At 72.3% G+C, this 19,626-nt stretch carries 13 protein-coding genes; 11 read left to right on the top strand and 2 right to left on the bottom strand.

Translation table 11 applies throughout. The annotated features are described in order from the left end of the window. The first annotated feature begins 176 nt into the window (after window positions 1-176). The 6 genes from miaA to hflX all read left to right on the top strand — a co-directional run bounded on the left by miaA (window position 177) and on the right by hflX (window position 8,853). A complete protein-coding gene (gene miaA / locus SLV14N_RS10400; protein WP_018092913.1) occupies window positions 177-1,115 on the top strand; it encodes a tRNA (adenosine(37)-N6)-dimethylallyltransferase MiaA in 939 nt (312 codons plus the stop codon). Window positions 1,116-1,223: 108 nt separating this feature from the next. After that, window positions 1,224-1,775, top strand: a complete 552-nt coding sequence (locus SLV14N_RS10395) for a hypothetical protein (protein ID WP_263273095.1) — start codon at window positions 1,224-1,226, stop codon at window positions 1,773-1,775. A gap of 368 nt (window positions 1,776-2,143) precedes the next feature. Further along, window positions 2,144-3,019 carry a diaminopimelate epimerase gene (gene dapF / locus SLV14N_RS10390; RefSeq protein ID WP_263269116.1) on the top strand — a complete coding sequence of 292 codons (876 nt, stop codon included), beginning with the start codon at window positions 2,144-2,146 and terminating at the stop codon, window positions 3,017-3,019. A gap of 197 nt (window positions 3,020-3,216) precedes the next feature. After that, the gene (locus tag SLV14N_RS10385) at window positions 3,217-5,412 is read left to right on the top strand and encodes a bifunctional (p)ppGpp synthetase/guanosine-3',5'-bis(diphosphate) 3'-pyrophosphohydrolase (RefSeq protein ID WP_263269115.1); all 2,196 of its coding nucleotides are present in this window, start codon (window positions 3,217-3,219) and stop codon (window positions 5,410-5,412) included. Between the two features lie 143 nt (window positions 5,413-5,555). Beyond that, on the top strand, window positions 5,556-7,184 hold the full coding sequence (locus SLV14N_RS10380) for a M1 family metallopeptidase (RefSeq protein WP_263269113.1): 1,629 nt from the start codon (window positions 5,556-5,558) through the stop codon (window positions 7,182-7,184). A gap of 181 nt (window positions 7,185-7,365) precedes the next feature. Further along, on the top strand, window positions 7,366-8,853 hold the full coding sequence (hflX, locus tag SLV14N_RS10375; RefSeq protein WP_127153333.1) for a GTPase HflX: 1,488 nt from the start codon (window positions 7,366-7,368) through the stop codon (window positions 8,851-8,853). A 112-nt stretch (window positions 8,854-8,965) separates the two neighbouring features. Here the strand turns inward: hflX and SLV14N_RS10370 are convergent, their stop codons facing one another. Then, window positions 8,966-10,156 (bottom strand): serine protease, encoded by a 1,191-nt coding sequence (locus tag SLV14N_RS10370; protein ID WP_208680691.1) that lies wholly within the window; start codon window positions 10,154-10,156, stop codon window positions 8,966-8,968. A gap of 282 nt (window positions 10,157-10,438) precedes the next feature. On the opposite strand from SLV14N_RS10370, the gene SLV14N_RS10365 reads away from it, so the two are divergent. From SLV14N_RS10365 to SLV14N_RS10345, 5 genes are all read left to right on the top strand, one after another. Then, window positions 10,439-11,827, top strand: a complete 1,389-nt coding sequence (locus SLV14N_RS10365; RefSeq protein WP_263269111.1) for a diaminobutyrate--2-oxoglutarate transaminase family protein — start codon at window positions 10,439-10,441, stop codon at window positions 11,825-11,827. Further along, a complete protein-coding gene (locus SLV14N_RS10360) occupies window positions 11,824-13,848 on the top strand; it encodes an IucA/IucC family siderophore biosynthesis protein (RefSeq protein WP_263269110.1) in 2,025 nt (674 codons plus the stop codon). The genes SLV14N_RS10365 and SLV14N_RS10360 overlap by 4 nt, the downstream gene beginning before the upstream one ends. A 186-nt stretch (window positions 13,849-14,034) precedes the next feature. Further along, window positions 14,035-14,646: a GNAT family N-acetyltransferase gene (locus SLV14N_RS10355; protein WP_259670737.1), complete on the top strand. Its 612-nt coding sequence runs from the start codon at window positions 14,035-14,037 to the stop codon at window positions 14,644-14,646. A gap of 105 nt (window positions 14,647-14,751) precedes the next feature. Then, window positions 14,752-16,518, top strand: coding sequence for an IucA/IucC family siderophore biosynthesis protein (locus SLV14N_RS10350; RefSeq protein WP_208680687.1), 1,767 nt, complete (start codon window positions 14,752-14,754; stop codon window positions 16,516-16,518). A 41-nt stretch (window positions 16,519-16,559) separates the two neighbouring features. Further along, entirely contained in the window at window positions 16,560-18,530 is a 1,971-nt protein-coding gene (locus SLV14N_RS10345; protein WP_208680686.1) for an ATP-dependent DNA helicase, read from the top strand. Window positions 18,531-18,630: 100 nt separating this feature from the next. Here SLV14N_RS10345 and lexA read toward each other — a convergent pair whose 3' ends face one another. Continuing rightward, complete coding sequence (lexA, locus tag SLV14N_RS10340) at window positions 18,631-19,428, bottom strand: transcriptional repressor LexA (protein WP_208680685.1); 798 nt, start codon at window positions 19,426-19,428, stop codon at window positions 18,631-18,633. Between the last annotated feature and the right edge of the window lie 198 nt (window positions 19,429-19,626).

The raw sequence follows: 19,626 nt of genomic DNA, 5'->3' as shown, positions 1-19,626 counted from the left end.
CTCCTACGCTCTTCATGTGGCGAAATCCCCGGCCGCCCGGGAGCGGACCGTTGCGCCGCCCGCGGGCGCCGGGTGCTGCTCCGGCTCTCGGGACCTCGCAACAGGCAACGAGGTCATCGGTGGCCCGTCACGTCGCTCGTTCGAGATGGGGGCGTGATGTTTGCGAGACTGACGGGGTGAACACCGCCGTTCCCGCTCCGCGGGTCATCGCCGTCGTCGGTCCCACCGCGGCCGGAAAGTCCGATCTGGGCGTCGCGCTCGCACAGCACATGGGGGGCGAGGTCATCAACGCCGACTCCATGCAGCTCTACCGCGGCATGGACATCGGCACCGCCAAGCTCACGCCCGAGGAGCAGCAGGGCGTTCCGCACCGCCTCCTGGACATCTGGGATGTGACCCGCGCCGCCAGCGTCGCCGAGTACCAGCGGCTGGCCCGCGCCGAGATCGACCGGCTGCTCGCCGAGGGCCGCACCCCGGTCCTGGTCGGCGGCTCCGGCCTCTACGTACGCGGCGCCATCGACGCGCTCGACTTCCCCGGCACCGACCCCGAGGTGCGCGCCCGACTGGAGGCCGAACTGGCCGAATCGGGCAGCGGCGCCCTGCACGCCCGGCTGGCCGCCGCCGACCCCGAGGCCGGCCGCGCGATCCTGGCGAGCAACGGCCGCCGTATCGTGCGCGCCCTGGAGGTCATCGAGATCACCGGCCGCCCCTTCACCGCCAACCTCCCCGGCCACGAAGCGGTCTACGACACCCTGCAGATCGGCGTCGACGTCGCCCGCCCCGAGCTCGACGAGCGGATCGCGCGGCGGGTCGACCGCATGTGGGAGGCGGGCCTGGTCGACGAGGTGCGCCGGCTGGAGGGCGAGGGGCTGCGCGAGGGCCGTACGGCCTCCCGGGCGCTCGGCTACCAGCAGGTGCTCGCCCAGCTCGCGGGGGAGTGCACCGAGCAGGAGGCGCGCGACGAGACGGTGCGCGCCACCAAGCGCTTCGCGCGCCGCCAGGACTCCTGGTTCCGCCGGGACCCGCGGGTCCACTGGCTCAGCGGCGCCGCCGAGCACCGGGGGGAACTTCCGGGGCAGGCGCTGGCGTTGCTCGAACGACCGGTCACAGCCTGATCACGTCATGGCATCGGGACGCTCCGGCCGTCATCCGGGCCCCTGAGGGCGTGTCATCATCGACCTTCGATCGAGGCGTGCAGTCTGCAGTGGGGAGGGCGCGTGGCAATGGAGGCCGGCCCTCGCAACGGAGCGCAGCAACCGGACAGCGGCGCCGACACGGCACCCCTGACCGATGACGGGCCGGACACCGACGACGGCCTGTCCGGCACCGAAGGTGCCGGCAGCGGACCGATCACCGACCCCGGCGCCCTGGACGACCCCAACGCCTTGGACGACTCCGACGCCCCGGACTCCGGAGCCGACGGTCCCGAGGGCGGTGAGTCCTTCCGGGAGCTGCGCCCGCCGCGCCGGCTGCGGCTGTGGCAGCTGGCGCCGATCGTCGCACTGTCCGCCCTCGGCTCGCTGATGTTCGCCTTCCCCCTCGCCTTTGAGCTCGGCGGCGACGGCGGCGCGATGATCGCGATGCTCGGCCTGCTGCTGTGCTGCTGCGCCGCGGGCTGGGGCATGATGGCCGCGCGCCGCGTCGGCTACACCTGGCCCGGCCTCCCGGCGCAGGGCTCCGGCCGCCGCGTCGGCTGGCGCGTGGTGCTCATCTACGCCGTCCTGGTGGCCATTCCGGCATCGCTGGCCATCTGGCGAGTGGCCCGGCTGCGCTGAGGCCCGGCTGAGCTGAGGACCGGCTGAGCTGGGCGGACGGCCGTGGGGTTGCTCGGTTTCATGAGGGGGCCGCGTGTTTTCGGGCGGCCCGCTTTCCTGTTTCAGGCAGCTCTCAGGCAGCTTTCAGGCAGCTTTCAGGCATTCAGGCAGCCCCTTTTCATGCGGCCCGTTTTTTCCCCGCCGCCCACCCCCCTTCGGGGGGTGGGCGGGTATAGGCGTGCATCTCCGTGGGCGGGAGCAGACCAGCCGGAGCCCCCCCCCAGGCGGGTGCAGACGAGGCCGAGCACCTCCCCAGGCGGTGCAGACGAGGCCGAGCACCTCCCCAGGCGGTGCAGACGGGGCCGAACGCCTCCCCGTACGATGCAAGGGTGACCAGCACGCAGCGCATCGCCTTCCTCAAGGGCCACGGCACCGAGAACGACTTTGTGATCGTCCCCGACCCGGACGGCCGGCTCGATCTGCCCGCCACCGCCGTCGCCAGGATCTGCGACCGGCGGGCCGGCCTCGGCGGCGACGGTCTGCTGCACGTCGTACGCTCCGCCGCGCACCCCGAGGCGCAGATCCAGGCCGACGAGGCCGAGTGGTTCATGGACTACCGCAACGGCGACGGCTCGGTCGCCGAGATGTGCGGCAACGGCGTCCGCGTCTTCGCGCGTTATCTGCTGCACGCCGGCCTGGTCGAGGCCGGCGACCTCGCCATCGCCACCCGTGCCGGCGTACGCCGCGTCCACGTCGCCAAGACCGGCGATGTCACGGTCTCCATGGGCCGCGCCGAACTCCCCGAGGAGAGCGTCGTCGTCACCCTGGACGGCCGCAGCTGGCCGGCCCGCAACGTGAACATGGGCAATCCGCACGCGGTCGCCTTCGTCGAGGATCTGGCCCACGCCGGCGAACTGCGGGCCGTACCTCCGTTCAGCCCAGCGTCGGTTTATCCCCAGGGCGTGAACATCGAGTTCGTCGTCGACCGCGGTCCGCGCCATGTGGCGATGCGGGTCCACGAGCGCGGTTCGGGTGAGACCCGCTCCTGCGGCACCGGCGCCTGCGCGGTCGCCGTCGCCGCGGCCCGCCGGGACGGTCTGGACCCCGCCGAGACCGCCGTGCCCGTCACCTACACGGTCGATGTGCTCGGCGGCAGCCTCTCGATCACCGAGCAGCCCGACGGCACGGTCGAGATGACCGGCCCGGCCGAGATCGTCGCCGAGGGCACCTTCGACGCCGCCTGGCTGGCCGCCGCGCTCGCCTGACGCGACCTGCGGCGTTCCCTGATCCCGGGCCCTGTTCGAGAAACGGTTCCGGCCAAAAGATTCGCTCGAACGGGTGATCCGTATCACGCTGAGCGAGAGGTGGACAGCGGTGCGTGATGGGCTCGGTAGCATCAAGCACCGGCCCGGACGCCCGAACTGACGCGCCCCACCGCCGGTCGACGCTGCCGGAGGTGCCCATGAGCGCAGAGGCCACTAACCCTGGTAATCCTGGAGCAGCGGGCCGCAAGCGCGGCCGCCGCCGACTGGAACTCAGAGGGCTGCGCCGCATCGGCCGCGCCGCGCTGCTCGGCCCGGCCCCGCGCGACGGCCTCCCGCACGCCCTCGAACACGTCGCCAAGGTGCACCGCGGCCACCATCCCGACGCCGACCTGGATACCCTCACCAGGGCCTATCTGCTCGCCGAGTCCTCGCACCGCGGGCAGCTGCGCAAGAGCGGCGAGCCGTACATCACCCACCCGCTCGCGGTGACCCTCATCCTCGCCGAACTCGGCGCGGAGACCACGACGTTGACCGCCTCCCTGCTCCACGACACCGTCGAGGACACGGAAGTGACACTGGACCAGGTGCGGGACCTGTTCGGCGACGAGGTCTGCTATCTCGTCGACGGGGTCACCAAGCTGGAGAAGGTCGACTACGGTGCGGCCGCCGAGCCGGAGACCTTCCGCAAGATGCTGGTGGCGACCGGCAACGACGTCCGGGTGATGTCCATCAAGCTCGCCGACCGGCTGCACAACATGCGCACCCTCGGCGTGATGCGCCCCGAGAAGCAGGCCCGGATCGCCAAGGTGACCCGCGATGTGCTGATCCCGCTCGCCGAACGCCTCGGTGTGCAGGCGCTGAAGGCCGAGCTGGAGGACCTGGTCTTCGCGATCCTGCATCCGGAGGAGTACGCCACCACCCGGGCCCTGGTCATGGAGTACACCGCCCGGCCCGATCCGCTCGCCGCCCTCGCGCTGCGGGTGCGCTCGGTCCTCGACGAGGCCGGTATCGACGCCGAAGTCCTCGTCCGGCCCCGGCACTTCGTCTCCGTCCACCGGGTGCGTCTCGCGCGCCGGGAGCTGACCGGGGCTGACCTGGGGCGGCTGCTGGTGCTGGTGGCCGAGGACGCCGACTGCTACGCCGTCCTCGGCGAACTGCACACCTGCTTCACCCCGGTCATCTCCGAGTTCAAGGACTTCATCGCGGCCCCCAAGTTCAACCTCTACCAGTCGCTGCACACCGCGGTCACCGGCCCGTCCGGGGAGGTCGCCGAGACCCTGATCCGTACGCACCAGATGCACCGGGTCGCCGAGGCCGGGGTGATCGCGCTCGGCAACCCCTACGCCCCCACGGACGGCGTGGACGCCCCCGAGGGCGAGCGGGCCGACCCGACCCGCCCCGGATGGCTCTCCCGGCTGCTGGAGTGGCAGCGCACCACCCCCGACCCGGACACGTTCTGGACCTCGCTGCGCGACGATCTCGCCCAGGACCGGGAGATCACCGTCTTCTGCACCGACGCCCCACCGGACGGTCCGTCCGGCGGCACGGGCGGTGTCATCGGTCTGCCGGCCGGGGCGAGTTGCGTGGACGCCGCGTACGAACGGCACGGCGAGGCGGCGCACTGCTGCATCGGCGCCCGGGTCAACGGCCGGCTCGCCACCCTCTCCACCGTCCTGCGCGACGGCGACAGCCTGCAGCTGCTGATGGCTCCGGACTCCGCGGCCGGCCCCTCGCCCGAATGGCTCGAGCACGCCCGTACCCCCGCCGCCCGGCTCGCCATCGCCCGGTGGCTGGCCGGGCCACGGGAGTCCTGCGCCCGCCCGGCAGGCCCCGGCGAGGGGTTCGGCGCGGCGCCTCCCGCCGACCGCGGCGCCGTGGGGCAGGACCGCCCCGGAGCGGGGCCGGTCGCCCCCGCCTCGGTCCTCGCGGTGGCGGATCTGCCCGGTGCCGCGGTCCGGTTGGCCGGCTGCTGCACCCCGGTGCCGCCGGACGCCGTCACCGGCTTCGCCGTACGCGGCGGCACGGTCACCGTGCACCGCGCCCTGTGCCCCGTCGTGGCGCGGATGGCGGCCACCGGCCGGCCGCCGGTCGGGGTGCGCTGGCGCGGCGCGGACCAGGGGGGCCACGGCTGCCGGGTCACCCTCCTGGCCGAGGCCTTCAGCCGGCCGCACCTCCTTGCCGACCTCACCGAAGCCATCGCCTCCCAGGGCGCCGCCGTGGTGTCGGCCGCCGTCGAACCCCCGCACGAGCAGCGGGTCCGCCACACCTACACGCTGCATCTGCCGAACGCCGCCGGGCTGCCGTCCCTGATGCGCGCCATGCGCCAAGTGCCCGGCGTCTTCGATGTGTTGCGCGCGGGCCGGGCCCGGCAGCCCGCGGCCCTGCGTCCCTGAAGCGGTCAGGGGGACGGCATCTGACGGCCCATCGGGAGCTGCTCCGCCCGGCGGCGTAAGACGGGTGCCCGATCCGCCGCCCGTTCGGGTGCCGTTTGCCCCGTCACCCGCGGGGGAGGGGGCCGCGTTGGTAGCCGTAGTTCATGTCCCTTCCCTTGCGCCGCCCGTCCCGCGACCCCGACCGCCCCGTTCCCGCCCTGCCCCGTGGCCCGAGCAGGCGGGGCCGGCGGACCGGCCTGCGGGCCGCCGCCCTCGGGCTGGCCGGCCTGGTCACCCTCGGCGTGGCCGAGCTGCCGGCCGTGGGGCCGCAGGGCCTCGGCGACCGGCTCTTCCCCACTCTCGGCAACACCGGCTACGACGTCACGTCCTATGACGTCACCCTGGACTACTCCGGCCACAACGACCGGCCGATGAACGCCACCACCGAGATCACCGCCCGCGCCACCGGCGAGCTCGACCACCTCAACCTCGACTTCGCCCGCGGCGCCGTACGCTCGGTGAAGATCGGCGGCCAGGCCGCCCGGCACGAGCAGCACGGCGAGGACCTGGTGCTCACCCCGCCCTCCCACATCTCCCGGGGCCAGGAGCTGAAGATCTCCGTCGAGCACACCAGCGATCCCCGCATCAAGAACGACGGCGGCTGGATCCGCACCTCCGACGGGCTGGCGATGGCCAACCAGGCCGACGCCGCACACCGCGTCTTCCCCTGCAACGACCACCCCTCCGACAAGGCGCTCTTCACCTTCCACATCACCGCGCCCCAGCAGCTGACCGCCGTCGCCAACGGGCTGCCCCTGCGCCCCGGCACCCGCGCGGGGCGCCGCACCTGGACCTACCGCACCACCCACCCCATGGCCACGGAGCTGGCGCAGGTCTCCATCGGGAAGTCCAGCGTGCTGCTGCGCCACGGGCCGCACGGCCTGCCCCTCCGCGATGTCGTACCGACCGCGCACCGCGCCGCGCTCAAGCACTGGCTGGCCAAGACCCCGGGCCACGTGTCCTGGATGGAGCGCAAGATCGGTCCCTTCCCCTTCGAGGCGTACGGGGTGCTGATCGCCAACGCCAAGACCGGTTTCGAGCTGGAGACCCAGACCCTGTCGCTCTTCGAGAAGGGCCTGTTCACCTCCGACCATCTGCCCGCCTGGTACGTCGAGTCCGTGATGGTGCACGAGCTGGCCCACCAGTGGTTCGGCGACAGCGTCAGCCCGCGCCGCTGGTCCGACGTCTGGCTCAACGAGGCCCATGCCACCTGGTACGAGGCCCTCTACGCCCAGGAGAAGGGCGGCCACCGGGCCTCTCTGGACGCCCGTATGCGCCACGCCTACGAGCAGTCCGACGGCTGGCGCGCCGAGGGCGGGCCGCCCGCCGCGCCCAAGACTCCCAGCCCGGGACAGAAGATCAGCATCTTCCGCCCGATCGTCTACGACGGCAGCGCGCTGGTCCTCTACGCCCTTCGCCAGAAGATCGGCCCCGCCGCCTTCGACCGGATCGAACGCGAGTGGGTGACCCGGCACCGCGACGGTGTGGCCGACACCGCCGACTTCATCCAGCTGGCCTCCCAGATCTCCGGAGAGAACCTCACGGCCTTCTTCCAGGGATGGCTCTACGGGGACCGGACCCCGCCGATGCCGGGGCATCCGCAATGGGCGCCCAGGAAGGGCGCGGACAAGCCCGGGGCCAAGGGGGCCGCCCCCGGCCACGGGGCCAAGGGAGCCGCCCCGACACCCGGGGGACCCAAGGGAGCCGCCGGACACCCCGGAAAACCCGCGTGACGGCCCCTTCCGGCCGTGGGACCATCGTCAGGTCGGCACCGTCCCGGCCCGGGAATCTCCCGGACGGCTCGGACGTTGACATCAGCGACGGCCGCGGGACCACCGCGACGGTCGCCATGACGACAGTCCCGGCGGGACCACCAGGTCCCCGTGAGGGCTTCCCAACGACGCGAAGGATCAAATGACCTCCTCTTCTTCCCTTCCGCAGGACCGGCAGCGCCTCCCCGAGAGCCTTCGGGCCAACGCCCTGATGGAAGAGGACGTCGCCTGGAGCCACGAGATCGACGGGGAGCGTGACGGCGACCAGTACGACCGCTCGGCACGTGCCGCACTACGCCGTGTAGCGGGCCTTTCCACCGAGCTCGAGGACGTCACCGAGGTCGAGTACCGGCAGCTCCGCCTGGAGCGGGTGGTGCTCGTCGGCGTCTGGACCACGGGCACGGTCCAGGAAGCGGAGAACTCGCTCGCCGAGCTCGCCGCCCTCGCCGAGACCGCCGGCGCCATGGTGCTCGACGGTGTCATCCAGCGCCGTGACAAGCCCGACCCGGCCACGTACATCGGCTCGGGCAAGGCCCTGGAGCTGCGGGACATCGTGCTCGAATCCGGGGCGGACACCGTGGTGTGTGACGGTGAGCTCTCCCCGGGCCAGCTGATCCACCTGGAGGATGTCGTCAAGGTCAAGGTGGTCGACCGGACCGCCCTGATCCTCGACATCTTCGCCCAGCACGCCAAGTCCCGGGAGGGCAAGGCGCAGGTCGCGCTGGCGCAGATGCAGTACATGCTCCCCCGGCTCCGTGGCTGGGGTCAGTCGCTCTCCCGGCAGATGGGTGGCGGTGGCTCCGGTTCGGCGGGCGGCGGTATGGCCACCCGTGGTCCCGGTGAGACCAAGATCGAGACGGACCGGCGGCGGATCCGCGAGAAGATGGCGAAGATGCGCCGGGAGATCGCGGAGATGAAGACCGGCCGGGACATCAAGCGCCAGGAACGCCGGCGCAACAAGGTCCCCTCGGTCGCCATCGCCGGCTACACCAACGCCGGCAAGTCCTCCCTGCTCAACCGCCTCACCGGCGCCGGCGTCCTGGTGGAGAACGCCCTGTTCGCCACCCTGGACCCGACCGTCCGGCGGGCCGAGACTCCCAGCGGACGGCTCTACACCCTCGCCGACACCGTCGGCTTCGTCCGGCATCTCCCGCATCACCTCGTCGAGGCCTTCCGCTCCACGATGGAGGAGGTCGGCGAGTCCGATCTCATCCTGCATGTGGTCGACGGCTCGCACCCGGTGCCGGAGGAGCAGCTGGCCGCGGTCCGTGAGGTGATCCGCGAGGTGGGCGCGACGGACGTGCCCGAGATCGTGGTGGTCAACAAGGCCGACGCGGCCGATCCGCTGGTGCTGCAGCGACTGCTGCGCCAGGAGAAGCACGCCCTCGCGGTCTCGGCCCGTACGGGCCAGGGCATGGCGGAGCTGCTGACCCTGCTCGACGAGGAACTTCCCCGCCCGCAGGTCGAGATCGAGGTGCTGGTGCCCTACACCCAGGGCGCCCTGGTCTCGCGGGCCCACGCCGAGGGCGAGGTCATCTCCGAGGAGCACACCGCGGACGGCACGGTCCTCAAGGCACGGGTGCACGAGGAGCTGGCCGCCGAGTTCGAGCCGTTCGTGCCGGCTGCCTGACGGCTCCGCCACAGCAGACACAAGGCCCGCCCCCGGGAGACCGGGGGCGGGCCTTCGTCCTGCCCATGGGCGCAGTGGGTGGTGCCGTCCCGGCACCACCCACCTCATGCGGCTACTGCTTGCTCGCCCACTTCTTGCTCATGTTGTCGAAGAGGGTCTTGGCCTCGGGGCCCAGGTGCGGGCCGGCCGACCAGCGGGCCGGACGCGGCCCCATCGACATGTTGGAGACCAGCACCGGCTTGCCGTCCGCGCCCTTGACGAACCAGGGGCCACCGGAGGATCCACCGGTCATGGTGCAGCCGATCCGGTACATGGTCGGCTTCTTGGCGTCCATCGACAGCCGGGTCGGCTTGTCGGTGCACTGCTGCTGCGCCGCACCGTCGAACGGCGGCTCGGCCGGGTAGCCCTGCGCGGTCAGGCTCGGGATCTTGGCCATCGCCGGGGCGTTGAAGTCGACCTTGTAGGCGCCGCCGGCCATCTCCTCCAGCGACTTGCCGCCGGTGCTCTGCTCCGGCTTCACATGCATCAGCGCGTAGTCGTACGGAGCCATCGGGACACCCGGAACGGCGCCGCCGGCCTTGATCCACTGCTGGGACGTCGCCATGTCGTCCGCCCACCACTTGCCCGACGGGACCCGGTCCTCGAAGGGCTTGTTCTTCAACTGGCCCGCGGAACCGCCGGTCTTGTTGAAGTTCGGCACGAACATCATGTTGCGGTACCAGCCGCCGCTCTTGCCGGCGTGCACACAGTGCGCCGCGGTCCACACGAGGTTGGACTTACCGGGGTGCGCCGGGTCCTTGACGACGGTGGCGGAGCAACGCGACTCGCCCTTCGGGGTGCTGAACAGCAGCAGGCCCACGCCGGGGGCGGTGGAGGTGTACGGGGTCTTGACGGCCTGAGCCGGGACGGCGGCCGGCTCGGGGTCGGTCTTGCCCTGGTCCTCGGAGATGTCCTCGGGCTTGCTGGGGTCCTGGGGCGGCTTGACCTTGTCGATCTTGTCCTTGTCCCAGAAGTCCTTGATGATCGGGTTGATGAACTCACCGGCTTCCCGGAGCCACTTGTCCCGGTCCCAGTTCTTCCACTCGCCGTTCTTCCACTTGTCCAGGTCGACGCCGTGTTCCTTGAGCTTGTCCTGGATCTCCTGAGGGATCTTGAAGTCACCCCCGCCCGTGGTGTCCTGGGCCGCGGACTGGCTGGGATTGGCGTCCGCGTTGTCGCCCTCCGGCCCGCAGCCGGTGGCAGTCAGCGCCATGACGGCGGTGAGAGCGGCGGCGGCCAGGACTGGCCGACGTATGGATCGCATGGGTGAGTTCCCCCTGGTGAATCGGACTGAGCCGGTGTGACGTGAGCTGATTTTGCGCCGGTCCCGTTCTTTGTCATGAACCTCAAGATCCCGGCGCAACACCCCACTATGCCGGTGACGATGGGGACGGCGGTACTCGGGTCCCCGGTTCCAGGCCGCCAAGGATCTTGGCGACAACCGTGATCCCGCGTCGCCACCGTCGTTGGTACGGACGGGGGACGGCCGGGCCGCCCGCAGGGCCCGCGGCCTTCAGCAGCTCACCAGCAGGAGGACACAACTGCCGTGGCGTTGACCGAAACCGTGCCGGCGGCACCGGCCCACGAGGGGATCCTGCGCCGGCAGTCCCTGCGTGAGTCCGCTGCCCGCACCTATGCGCGCTCGCTGCCCATCGTCCCGGTCCGCGCCCGCGGGCTCACCATCGAGGGCGCCGACGGCAGGCGCTATCTCGACTGTCTCTCCGGCGCCGGCACCCTGGCGCTCGGCCACAACCACCCGGTGGTGCTCGAAGCGATCCGCACGGTCCTCGACTCCGGCGCGCCGCTGCACGTCCTCGACCTGGCGACGCCCGTCAAGGACGCCTTCACCACCGAGCTCTTCGCCACGCTGCCCCGAGAGTTGGCCGAAAAGGCCCGTATCCAGTTCTGTGGCCCGGCCGGCACGGACGCCGTCGAGGCCGCCTTCAAACTCGTCCGCACCGCGACCGGGCGGGACGGTCTGATGGCCTTCTCCGGCGCCTACCACGGCATGACCGCGGAGGCGCTCGCCGCCTCCGGGGGAGCGCAGCACACCAGCGTGGTCCGGCTGCCCTATCCGTATGACTACCGCTGCCCCTTCGGGACCGGCGGCGAGCGCGGCGCCGAACTCGCCGCGCGCTGGACGCAGAGCCTGCTGGACGACCAGAAGAGCGGGGTGCCCCACCCGGCCGGAATGATCCTGGAACCCGTCCAGGGGGAGGGCGGGGTGATCCCCGCACCGGACAGCTGGCTGCGGCGGATGCGGGAGATCACCGCCGCCCGGCAGATCCCGCTGATCGTGGACGAAGTGCAGACCGGTGTCGGCCGCACCGGCGCCTTCTGGGCGGTGGACCACAGCGGCATCGTGCCCGACGTGATCGTGCTGTCGAAGGCGATCGGCGGCAGTCTGCCGCTCGCCGTGATCGTCTACCGCGAGGAACTGGACTCCTGGCAGCCCGGCGCCCACGCCGGCACCTTCCGCGGCAACCAGCTCGCCATGGCCGCCGGTGCCGCCACCCTCGCCTACGTCCGGGCGAACGGCCTCGACCGGCGTGCCGGGGAGCTCGGAGCCCGGATGCTCACCCGGCTCGATTCCCTCGCCGCCGCCCACGACTGCATCGGCGAGGTCCGCGGCCGCGGCCTGATGCTCGGCGTCGAACTCGTCGACCGTGAAGCCGCCCCCGACGCCACGGGAGCCCGCCCCGCCGACCCCGGGCTCGCCGCCGCCGTCCGGGACGCCTGCCTGGACCGTGGCCTGATCGTCGAACTGGGCGGCCGGCACTCCGCCGTCGTCCGGCTGCTGCCACCCCTGACCATCACCGACGAACAGGCGGACGCGATCCTCGACCGCCTCGCCGACGCCCTCACGGCGGCGGTCCGCACCACCCCCGGGCCGACGGGCTCGTCCCCCACGACAATGCGAGGCACCACCCCATGAACGAACGCCCCGGCCCCGACGGCGGCCAGCCCGCCGAGCGCGTCCCCGCCCACCAGGGCGCGGGCACCATCGAATCGGTACCGCGCCAGCAGCGGCGCGCCCCGGACGAGACCTGCCACCAGCAGCCCCATGAGCCCCCGGACCGGGCCGTTCCTCATGGCGTCCCCGGCCCCGCCGACCACGCCCGCAGCGGTGACCACGACCCGCTCGACCACCCGGATCCGGCGGTCGCCGCCGACGCCGCGGGCATCGAGCACCTCCTGCGCTGCTGGCTCCGGGAGAGCGGACCCCACCACCCGGCCGAAGGCCGGCTGCGCCTCCCGCTGCAGGCCGCCGCGAGCGCCCTGATCATCCCCGTCCGCTACTGGTCACCCACGGGCTGGCACCGCCTGGGCGCCCCCACCCTCGAAGGTGCCCCTCCCGGCGCCGCCCCGCTGGATGCCGTCACCCTCGCCGCGCTGCTGCGCCGGGAGGCCGCGCACGGCGACCGGCGGGCCTCCGACGGCGGTGAGCACCGCGTGGCGGACGGCGAGCAGGGTCCGGCGCCGGCCGGCGCGCCGCAGCAGGCACCGGACGGTGTCGGGGCCGAACTCGTCGGCCGGGTCGCCAACTCCGTCCGCAATGTCGCCGTCTTCCTCACCGACCGGCGCGCCCGGCCCGCCGACGACCACGGCGCCCTCTTCCTCGAAGCCGAACAGTCCCTCCTCCTCGGCCACCCGCTGCACCCCACACCCAAGAGCCGCGAAGGTCTCTCCGAGGCCGAGACCCGCGCCTATTCGCCCGAACTGCGCGGTGCCTTCCCGCTGCACTGGATGGCCGTGCACCGCTCCGTCCTGGCCACCGACTCCGCCTGGACGGAGCGCGGCAAGCCCGTACCGGCCGAGCAGCTCACCAGGGGCCTCGCCGGGGGAGACTGCCGGCTCCCCGACGACACCGTGCCGTTGCCGCTGCACCCCTGGCAGGCCAGGGAACTCGCCGACCGTCCCGACATCGCCGCCCTCCGCGAGGCCGGTCTGCTGCACGATCTCGGCGCCCACGGCCCGCTCTGGCACCCCACCTCCTCCGTCCGGACGGTCTACCGCCCCGACGCGGACGCCATGCTCAAGCTCTCCCTCGGGCTGCGCATCACCAACTCCCGGCGGGAGAACCTCCGTAAGGAGCTGGCCCGCGGTGTCGAGGTGCACCGGCTGCTGCGCACCGGCCTCGCCAAGCAGTGGCAGACCGTCCACCCCGGCTTCGACATCGTCCGCGACCCCGCCTATCTCGCCGTCGACGGCCCCGACGGCGCGCCCGTACAGGGCCTCGATGTCGTCATCCGCCACAACCCCTTCAGCACCACCGACGACGCCGTCTGCATCGCCGGCCTCACCTCCCCCCGGCCCTGGCAAGGCCGCTCCGGCGTACGCTCCCGGCTCGAAGATCTCGTCGGCACGCTCAGTGCCCGCACCGGCCGCCCCCTCGGCGCGGTGGCCACCGAGTGGTTCCTGCGCTACCTCGAAGCGGTCGTACGGCCCGTGCTGTGGCTCGACGGCACGGCCGGCATCGTGCTGGAGGCCCACCAGCAGAACACCGTGGTGCTGCTGGACCCCGACGGCTGGCCGGTCGGCGGCCGCTACCGCGACAACCAGGGCTACTACTTCCGCACCTCGCGCCGCGCCGAACTGGAACGACGGCTGCCCGGCATCGGCGCGGCCAGCGACACCTTCGTCGCCGACGACGTCACCGATGAACGCTTCGCCTACTACCTCGGCATCAACAACGTCCTCGGCCTCATCGGGGCCTTCGGCTCCCAGCGCCTGGTCCGCGAGGAGATCCTGCTCGCCGCCTTCCGCCGGTTCCTCGCCGATGCCGCCGCGGCCCCGCCGGCGCACCGCTCGCCGCTCCCGGAGCAGCTGCTGGCCGCCCGCACCCTGCGCTGCAAGGCGAATCTGGCGACCCGGCTGCACGGCCTGGACGAACTCGTCGGCCCGGTAGAAACCCAGTCCGTCTACGTCACCCTCCCCAGCCCCCTCGCCCCGTAGCCGCCCCTCACGACCCCCGACAGCAGACCCCCGCATCCAGCCCCCGGCGCCGGCGCCCCGCGACCGATACGGCCACGCGGCACGCGGCCACGAGAGGAGAGCGTCGCCGTGCCACCCACCGACCCCGGCCTCAGCTTGAGCTCCGCCGACCCCCTTGGCCGACGGCTGCCGCCGGAATGCCGCGCATTGTCCGACGACGGCCGGCGGCCGCCCGCCCCGGCCGCCGGCCCGCTGCTCGACAACCTGGCGGGCTGGGGAGCGGCCGACACCTCCGCCGGGCCGTTCGCGCTCGTGCCCGTCCGGCCGGACCGCGATCTCGACCGGATCACGGGCTGGATGAACGATCCGGCCGTCGCGGCCTTCTGGGAGCTGGCGGGCCCGCCGGAGACCACCGCCGCCCATCTGCGCGGCCGGCTCGACGGCGACGGCCGCAGCGTGCCCTGCCTGGGGGTGCTGGCCGGGGTCCCGATGAGCTACTGGGAGATCTACCGCGCCGACCTCGACCCCCTCGCCCGCCACTACGCCGCCCGGCCCCAGGACACCGGTGTCCATCTGCTCATCGGCGGGGCCGGCGACCGGGGGCGCGGGCTGGGCAGCACCCTGCTGCGCGCCACCGCCGATCTCGTCCTCGACCACCGCCCGCAGTGCACACGGGTCGTCGCCGAGCCCGATCTGCGCAACACCGCCTCCGTCGCGGCCTTCCTGAGTGCGGGGTTCCGCTACGCCGACGAGATCGAACTGCCCGAGAAACGCGCGGCGTTGATGGTCCGCGACCGGGCCCGCCGCCACCTGCTCTGACCGCGGGGCCGTCTCTCGACGGCCCCGCTCCGGTCCGCCGTCCACCGCGCTGCCCCGGTTGTCCCCCGTACGAGCCGGGGCGGTCCCGCTTCGAGGAGTCCCGCCTTGTCTCCTGAGCCCCAGCCTTCGCACCGCGCCTGGCAGCACGCCGCGCGCCGACTGTTCGCCAAGACCCTGGCGGAGTTCGCCTACGAGGAAGTCCTCACTCCCGAGCCCGACGGCACCGCCCCCGACGGCACCCCGCAATACCGCCTGCCGGTCACGGACACACTGGTCTACCGCTTCCGCGCCCGACGCGGCGCCTACGGCCACTGGCGCGTCGACCCCGACTCGATCACCCCGGACACGGACCCCTTCCACTTCCTCACGCATGCCCACGACGCCGTGCTGGGCCTGTCCGGCGACACCACCGGCCACCTCATCCGCGAGCTGACCGCCACCCTCGCCGCCGACACCCGCCTCGACGCCGGCGCGCTCAGCGCCGCCGAACTCGCCGACCTGGACTACGCCTCCCTCGAAGGCCACCAGACCGGCCACCCCTGGCTCGTCGCCAACAAGGGCAGGCTCGGCTTCTCCGCCACCGACGCGGCGACCTGGGCCCCCGAGGCCCGCACCGCCCGGCGCCTGCCCTGGCTCGCCGCGCACCACAGCATCGCCCACTACCGCGGTATCCCCACCCTCGCCACCCCCGATCGTCTCTACGGCGAGGAACTCGCCCCCGCCACCCGGCACGCCTTCGCCCGCACCATCAGCGACCAGGGCCTCGACCCCGCCGACTACCTCTATCTCCCCGTGCACCCCTGGCAATGGGACGAGACCATCGCCCCGCTCTTCGCCCCACAGCTCGCGGACAGATCCATCATCGCGCTGCCCACTGACAACGACCTCCGCCTGCCGCAGCAGTCGATCCGCACCTTCCTCAACCTCAGCCGGCCCGAGGCCCGGACGGTCAAGCTGCCGCTGTCCATCCTCAACACCCTCGTCTGGCGCGGTCTTCCCACCGAACGCACCCTCGCCGCGCCCGCCGTCACCCGCTGGGTCCACGGCCTGCGCGACGCCGACCCCTATCTGCGCGACGAGACCCGGGTGATCCTGCTCGGCGAGACCGCGTCCGTCACCGTCGAGCACCCTCTCTACGACCGGCTGCCCGGCGTCCCGTACCAGTTCAAGGAGCTGCTCGGCTGTATCTGGCGCGAGCCGGTCACCGGCCATCTGGACCCCGGCGAACGCGCCCGCACGCTGGCCGCGCTGCTGCAGACCGATCCCCGTGGCCGCGCCCTGACCGCGGAGCTGGTGCGCCGCTCGGGTCTGGCCCCGCGCGCCTGGCTGGCCCGGCTGTTCGCCGCGCTGCTGCCGCCGCTGCTGCACTTCCTCTACCGGTACGGCACGGTCTTCTCCCCGCACGGCGAGAACGCCATCGTCGTCTTCGACGAGCAGGACGTCCCCACCCGCCTCGCGGTCAAGGACTTCGTCGACGACGTCAACACCAGCTCCCGGCCGCTCCCGGAGCACGACTCCATGCCGGACGACGTACGGGCGGTGCTGCTGACCGAACCGCCCGCCTTCCTCACCCAGTTCATCCACTCAGGCCTCTTCGTCGGCGTCTTCCGCTACCTCGCGCCGCTGTGTGCGGACCAACTGGGCGTGCCCGAGGCCGAGTTCTGGTCACTCGTACGGGCGGAGATCCTGCGCCACCATGAACGTTTCCCCTCCCTCAAGGAGCGGCACGAGACCTTCGACCTGCTCACCCCGCGGATCGAGCGGCTGTGTCTGAACCGCAACCGTCTGCACGTGGATGGCTACCGGGACCGCACCCACCGCCCGCACGCGGCCGTGCACGGCACCGTCCCCAATCCGCTCCACATGCTGTGACGGACCCGGCTGTCAGTGGTCCCGCGTAGGCTTGCAGCGCTATGACAAAGCCCTCCCTCCCCGATCTGCTCCACGCCGCCGTCACCGCCGTCGGCGGCACCGAGCGCCCCGGCCAGGTGGCGATGGCCGAAGCCGTCGCCGAGGCCGTGGACGAACAGGCCCATCTGCTGGTGCAGGCCGGCACCGGCACCGGCAAGTCCCTCGGCTATCTGGTCCCGGCGCTCGCGCACGGCGAGAGAGTGGTGGTCGCCACGGCCACCCTGGCGCTGCAGCGCCAGCTCGTGGAGCGTGATCTGCCGCGGACGGTCGAGGCCCTGCATCCGCTGCTGCGCCGCCGCCCGGAGTTCGCCATGCTCAAGGGCCGCTCGAACTACCTGTGTCTGCACCGCCTCCATGAGGGCGTCCCGCAGGAAGAGGAGGACGGCCTCTTCGACGTGTTCGAGCAGGCGACGCCGACCAGCAAGCTCGGCAAGGACCTGCTGCGGCTGCGCGACTGGGCGGACGAGACCGAGACCGGCGACCGCGACGCGCTGACCCCCGGGGTCTCCGACCGCGCCTGGGGCCAGGTCTCGGTCTCCTCCCGGGAGTGCCTGGGCGCCTCGAAGTGCGCGTACGGGGCGGAGTGCTTCGCCGAGGCCGCCAGGGAGCGCGCCAAGCTCGCCGATGTGGTCGTCACCAACCATGCGCTGCTCGCCATCGATGCGATCGAGGGCGCTCCGGTCCTCCCGCAGCACGAGGTCCTGATCATCGACGAGGCCCATGAGCTGGTCTCCCGGGTCACCGGCGTCGCCACCGGCGAGCTCACGCCCGGCCAGGTCAACCGCGCCGTCCGCCGGGCCGCCAAGCTCGTCAACGAAAAGGCCGCCGACCAGCTCCAGACGGCGTCGGAGACCTTCGAGCGCCTCATGGAGCTGGCCCTGCCCGGCCGCCTCGAGGAGATCCCCGAAGATCTCGGCTACTGCCTGATGGCGCTGCGGGACGCGGCCCGTACGGTCATCTCGGCGCTCGGCTCGACCCGCGACAAGTCGGTCCAGGACGAGGACGCCGTCCGCAAGCAGGCCCTCGCCGCGGTGGAGAACGTCCATGCCGTCGCCGAGCGCATCGCCAACGGCTCCGAGTACGACGTCGTCTGGTACGAGCGCCATGACCGCTTCGGCGCGTCCCTCCGGGTGGCTCCGCTGTCCGTCTCGGGCCTGCTGCGCGAGAAGCTCTTCGACGACCGCTCGGTGACCCTCACCTCCGCGACCCTCAAGCTGGGCGGCGACTTCAACGGGGTCGCCGCCTCCCTGGGCCTGGCCCCCGAGGGCACCGAGGGCGAGGACGTCCCGCCCTGGAAGGGCCTGGATGTCGGCTCCCCCTTCGACTACTCGAAGCAGGGCATCCTGTACGTCGCCAAGCATCTGGCCCAGCCGGGCCGGGAGGGCAGCCGTACGGACATGCTCGATGAGCTCACCGAGCTGATCGAGGCGGCGGGCGGCCGCACTCTCGGCCTCTTCTCCTCCATGCGCGCCGCCCAGGCCGCCGCGGAGGAGCTGCGCGGCCGTCTGGACGTGCCGATCCTGCTCCAGGGTGAGGAGACCCTCGGCGAGCTGATCCGCGCCTTTGCCGAGGATGCGCGTACCTGTCTGTTCGGCACCCTTTCCCTCTGGCAGGGCGTCGATGTGCCGGGGGCGAACTGCCAGCTGGTGGTGATGGACCGGGTGCCGTTCCCGCGTCCGGACGACCCGCTGATGAGCGCCCGGCAGAAGGCCGTGGAGGAAGGCGGCGGCAATGGCTTCATGGCGGTGGCGGCGACCCATGCGGCTCTGCTGATGGCCCAGGGCGCCGGCCGTCTGGTCCGCGCCACCGGCGACCGCGGTGTGGTCGCGGTCCTCGACCCCCGGGTGGAGCGGGCCCGCTACGGCTCCTTCCTCCGCAAGTCCATGCCGGAGTTCTGGTACACGACGGACCGCAACCAGGTCCGCCGGTCGTTGGCGGCGATCGACGCAGCGGCGAAAACGGCGGAGAACTAAGGCCTGTCCGGATCACGTCCGGACAGGCCCTGGCCGCGGAGCACAACACAGAGCCCCGGAACCGGCGCAGTGGTTCCGGGGCTCGGCCGTGAGGGGTGGGTCAGACGCGGCGCAGTACCGCCACCACCTTGCCGAGGATGGTCGCCTCGTCACCGGGGATCGGCTGGTACGCGGAGTTGTGCGGCAGCAGCCACACATGGCCGTCCTCGCGCTTGAAGCGCTTGACGGTGGCCTCGCCGTCCAGCATGGCGGCGACGATGTCACCGTTCTCGGCGACCGGCTGGCGGCGGACGGTGACCCAGTCGCCGTCGCAGATGGCGGCTTCGATCATGGAGTCGCCGACGACCTTCAGTACGAACAGTTCGCCGTCGCCGACGAGCTGGCGGGGGAGCGGGAAGACGTCCTCGACCGACTCCTCCGCGAGGATCGGACCGCCGGCGGCGATCCGGCCGACCAGCGGGACGTAGGACGCGGCGGGCTTGCCCGCGGTCTCCGTCGCGGCGGTGCTGGCCTGGTCCGAACCGCGGACCTCGTACGCCCGGGGGCGGTGCGGGTCGCGCCGCAGGAAGCCCTTGCGCTCGAGCGCCATGAGCTGGTGGGCGACGGAGGAGGTGCTGGACAGGCCGACGGCCTGGCCGATCTCGCGCATGGACGGCGGGTAGCCGCGCCGCTGCACGGAATCCCGGATCACTTCGATCACCCGGCGCTGGCGGTCGGTGAGCCCGGAGCTGTCGGCCCGGATCCCTGGGGGCCGGCCGGGCAGTGCGCGGGCGGGCTTCTGCTCTTCGGAGTCCAACGTGGCGTCGTCCATCGGCCGCTGTACCTTCTGCGGGTGCTCGAACCGGCTCTGGGAGTGGCTTTGTGCAGTGATGGTCGCGCTGTCTGCGGTGGTGGTCACGTCGGCCCCTCTCGAAATGTTCTCCCTAGTTAGCCAACGGTAGTTGCTTTCGAAAGGTTGCGCCAAACACACGTTCGAGTGAAATATTCGCTGATTGCCTACCCGGATCAAGTGGCTGGGTGTATGGCCGAGCGGTATTTCGGGTCCTGGGCCGCACGCGTCCGCCCGGATTTTGCGGGCGGACGGGGGCCGGGCCGT

Origin of the sequence: Streptomyces sp. Je 1-4 4N24 (genome assembly GCF_026239515.1) — a bacterium.
Taxonomy (GTDB): domain Bacteria; phylum Actinomycetota; class Actinomycetes; order Streptomycetales; family Streptomycetaceae; genus Streptomyces; species Streptomyces nigrescens.
The sequence above is the reverse complement of the archived record's forward strand: the minus strand, read 5'-3'. Positions and strand labels throughout refer to the sequence as shown.

Excerpts from the sequence above, each read along its gene's own strand:
- SLV14N_RS10395 (WP_263273095.1), top strand. The coding sequence starts at position 1,224 with ATGGAGGCCGGCCCTCGCAACGGAGCGCAGCAACCGGACAGCGGCGCC.
- SLV14N_RS10385 (WP_263269115.1), top strand. The coding sequence starts at position 3,217 with ATGAGCGCAGAGGCCACTAACCCTGGTAATCCTGGAGCAGCGGGCCGC.
- SLV14N_RS10380 (WP_263269113.1), top strand. The coding sequence starts at position 5,556 with ATGTCCCTTCCCTTGCGCCGCCCGTCCCGCGACCCCGACCGCCCCGTT.
- hflX (WP_127153333.1), top strand. The coding sequence starts at position 7,366 with ATGACCTCCTCTTCTTCCCTTCCGCAGGACCGGCAGCGCCTCCCCGAG.
- SLV14N_RS10370 (WP_208680691.1), bottom strand. The coding sequence starts at position 10,156 with ATGCGATCCATACGTCGGCCAGTCCTGGCCGCCGCCGCTCTCACCGCC.
- SLV14N_RS10360 (WP_263269110.1), top strand. The coding sequence starts at position 11,824 with ATGAACGAACGCCCCGGCCCCGACGGCGGCCAGCCCGCCGAGCGCGTC.
- SLV14N_RS10345 (WP_208680686.1), top strand. The coding sequence starts at position 16,560 with ATGACAAAGCCCTCCCTCCCCGATCTGCTCCACGCCGCCGTCACCGCC.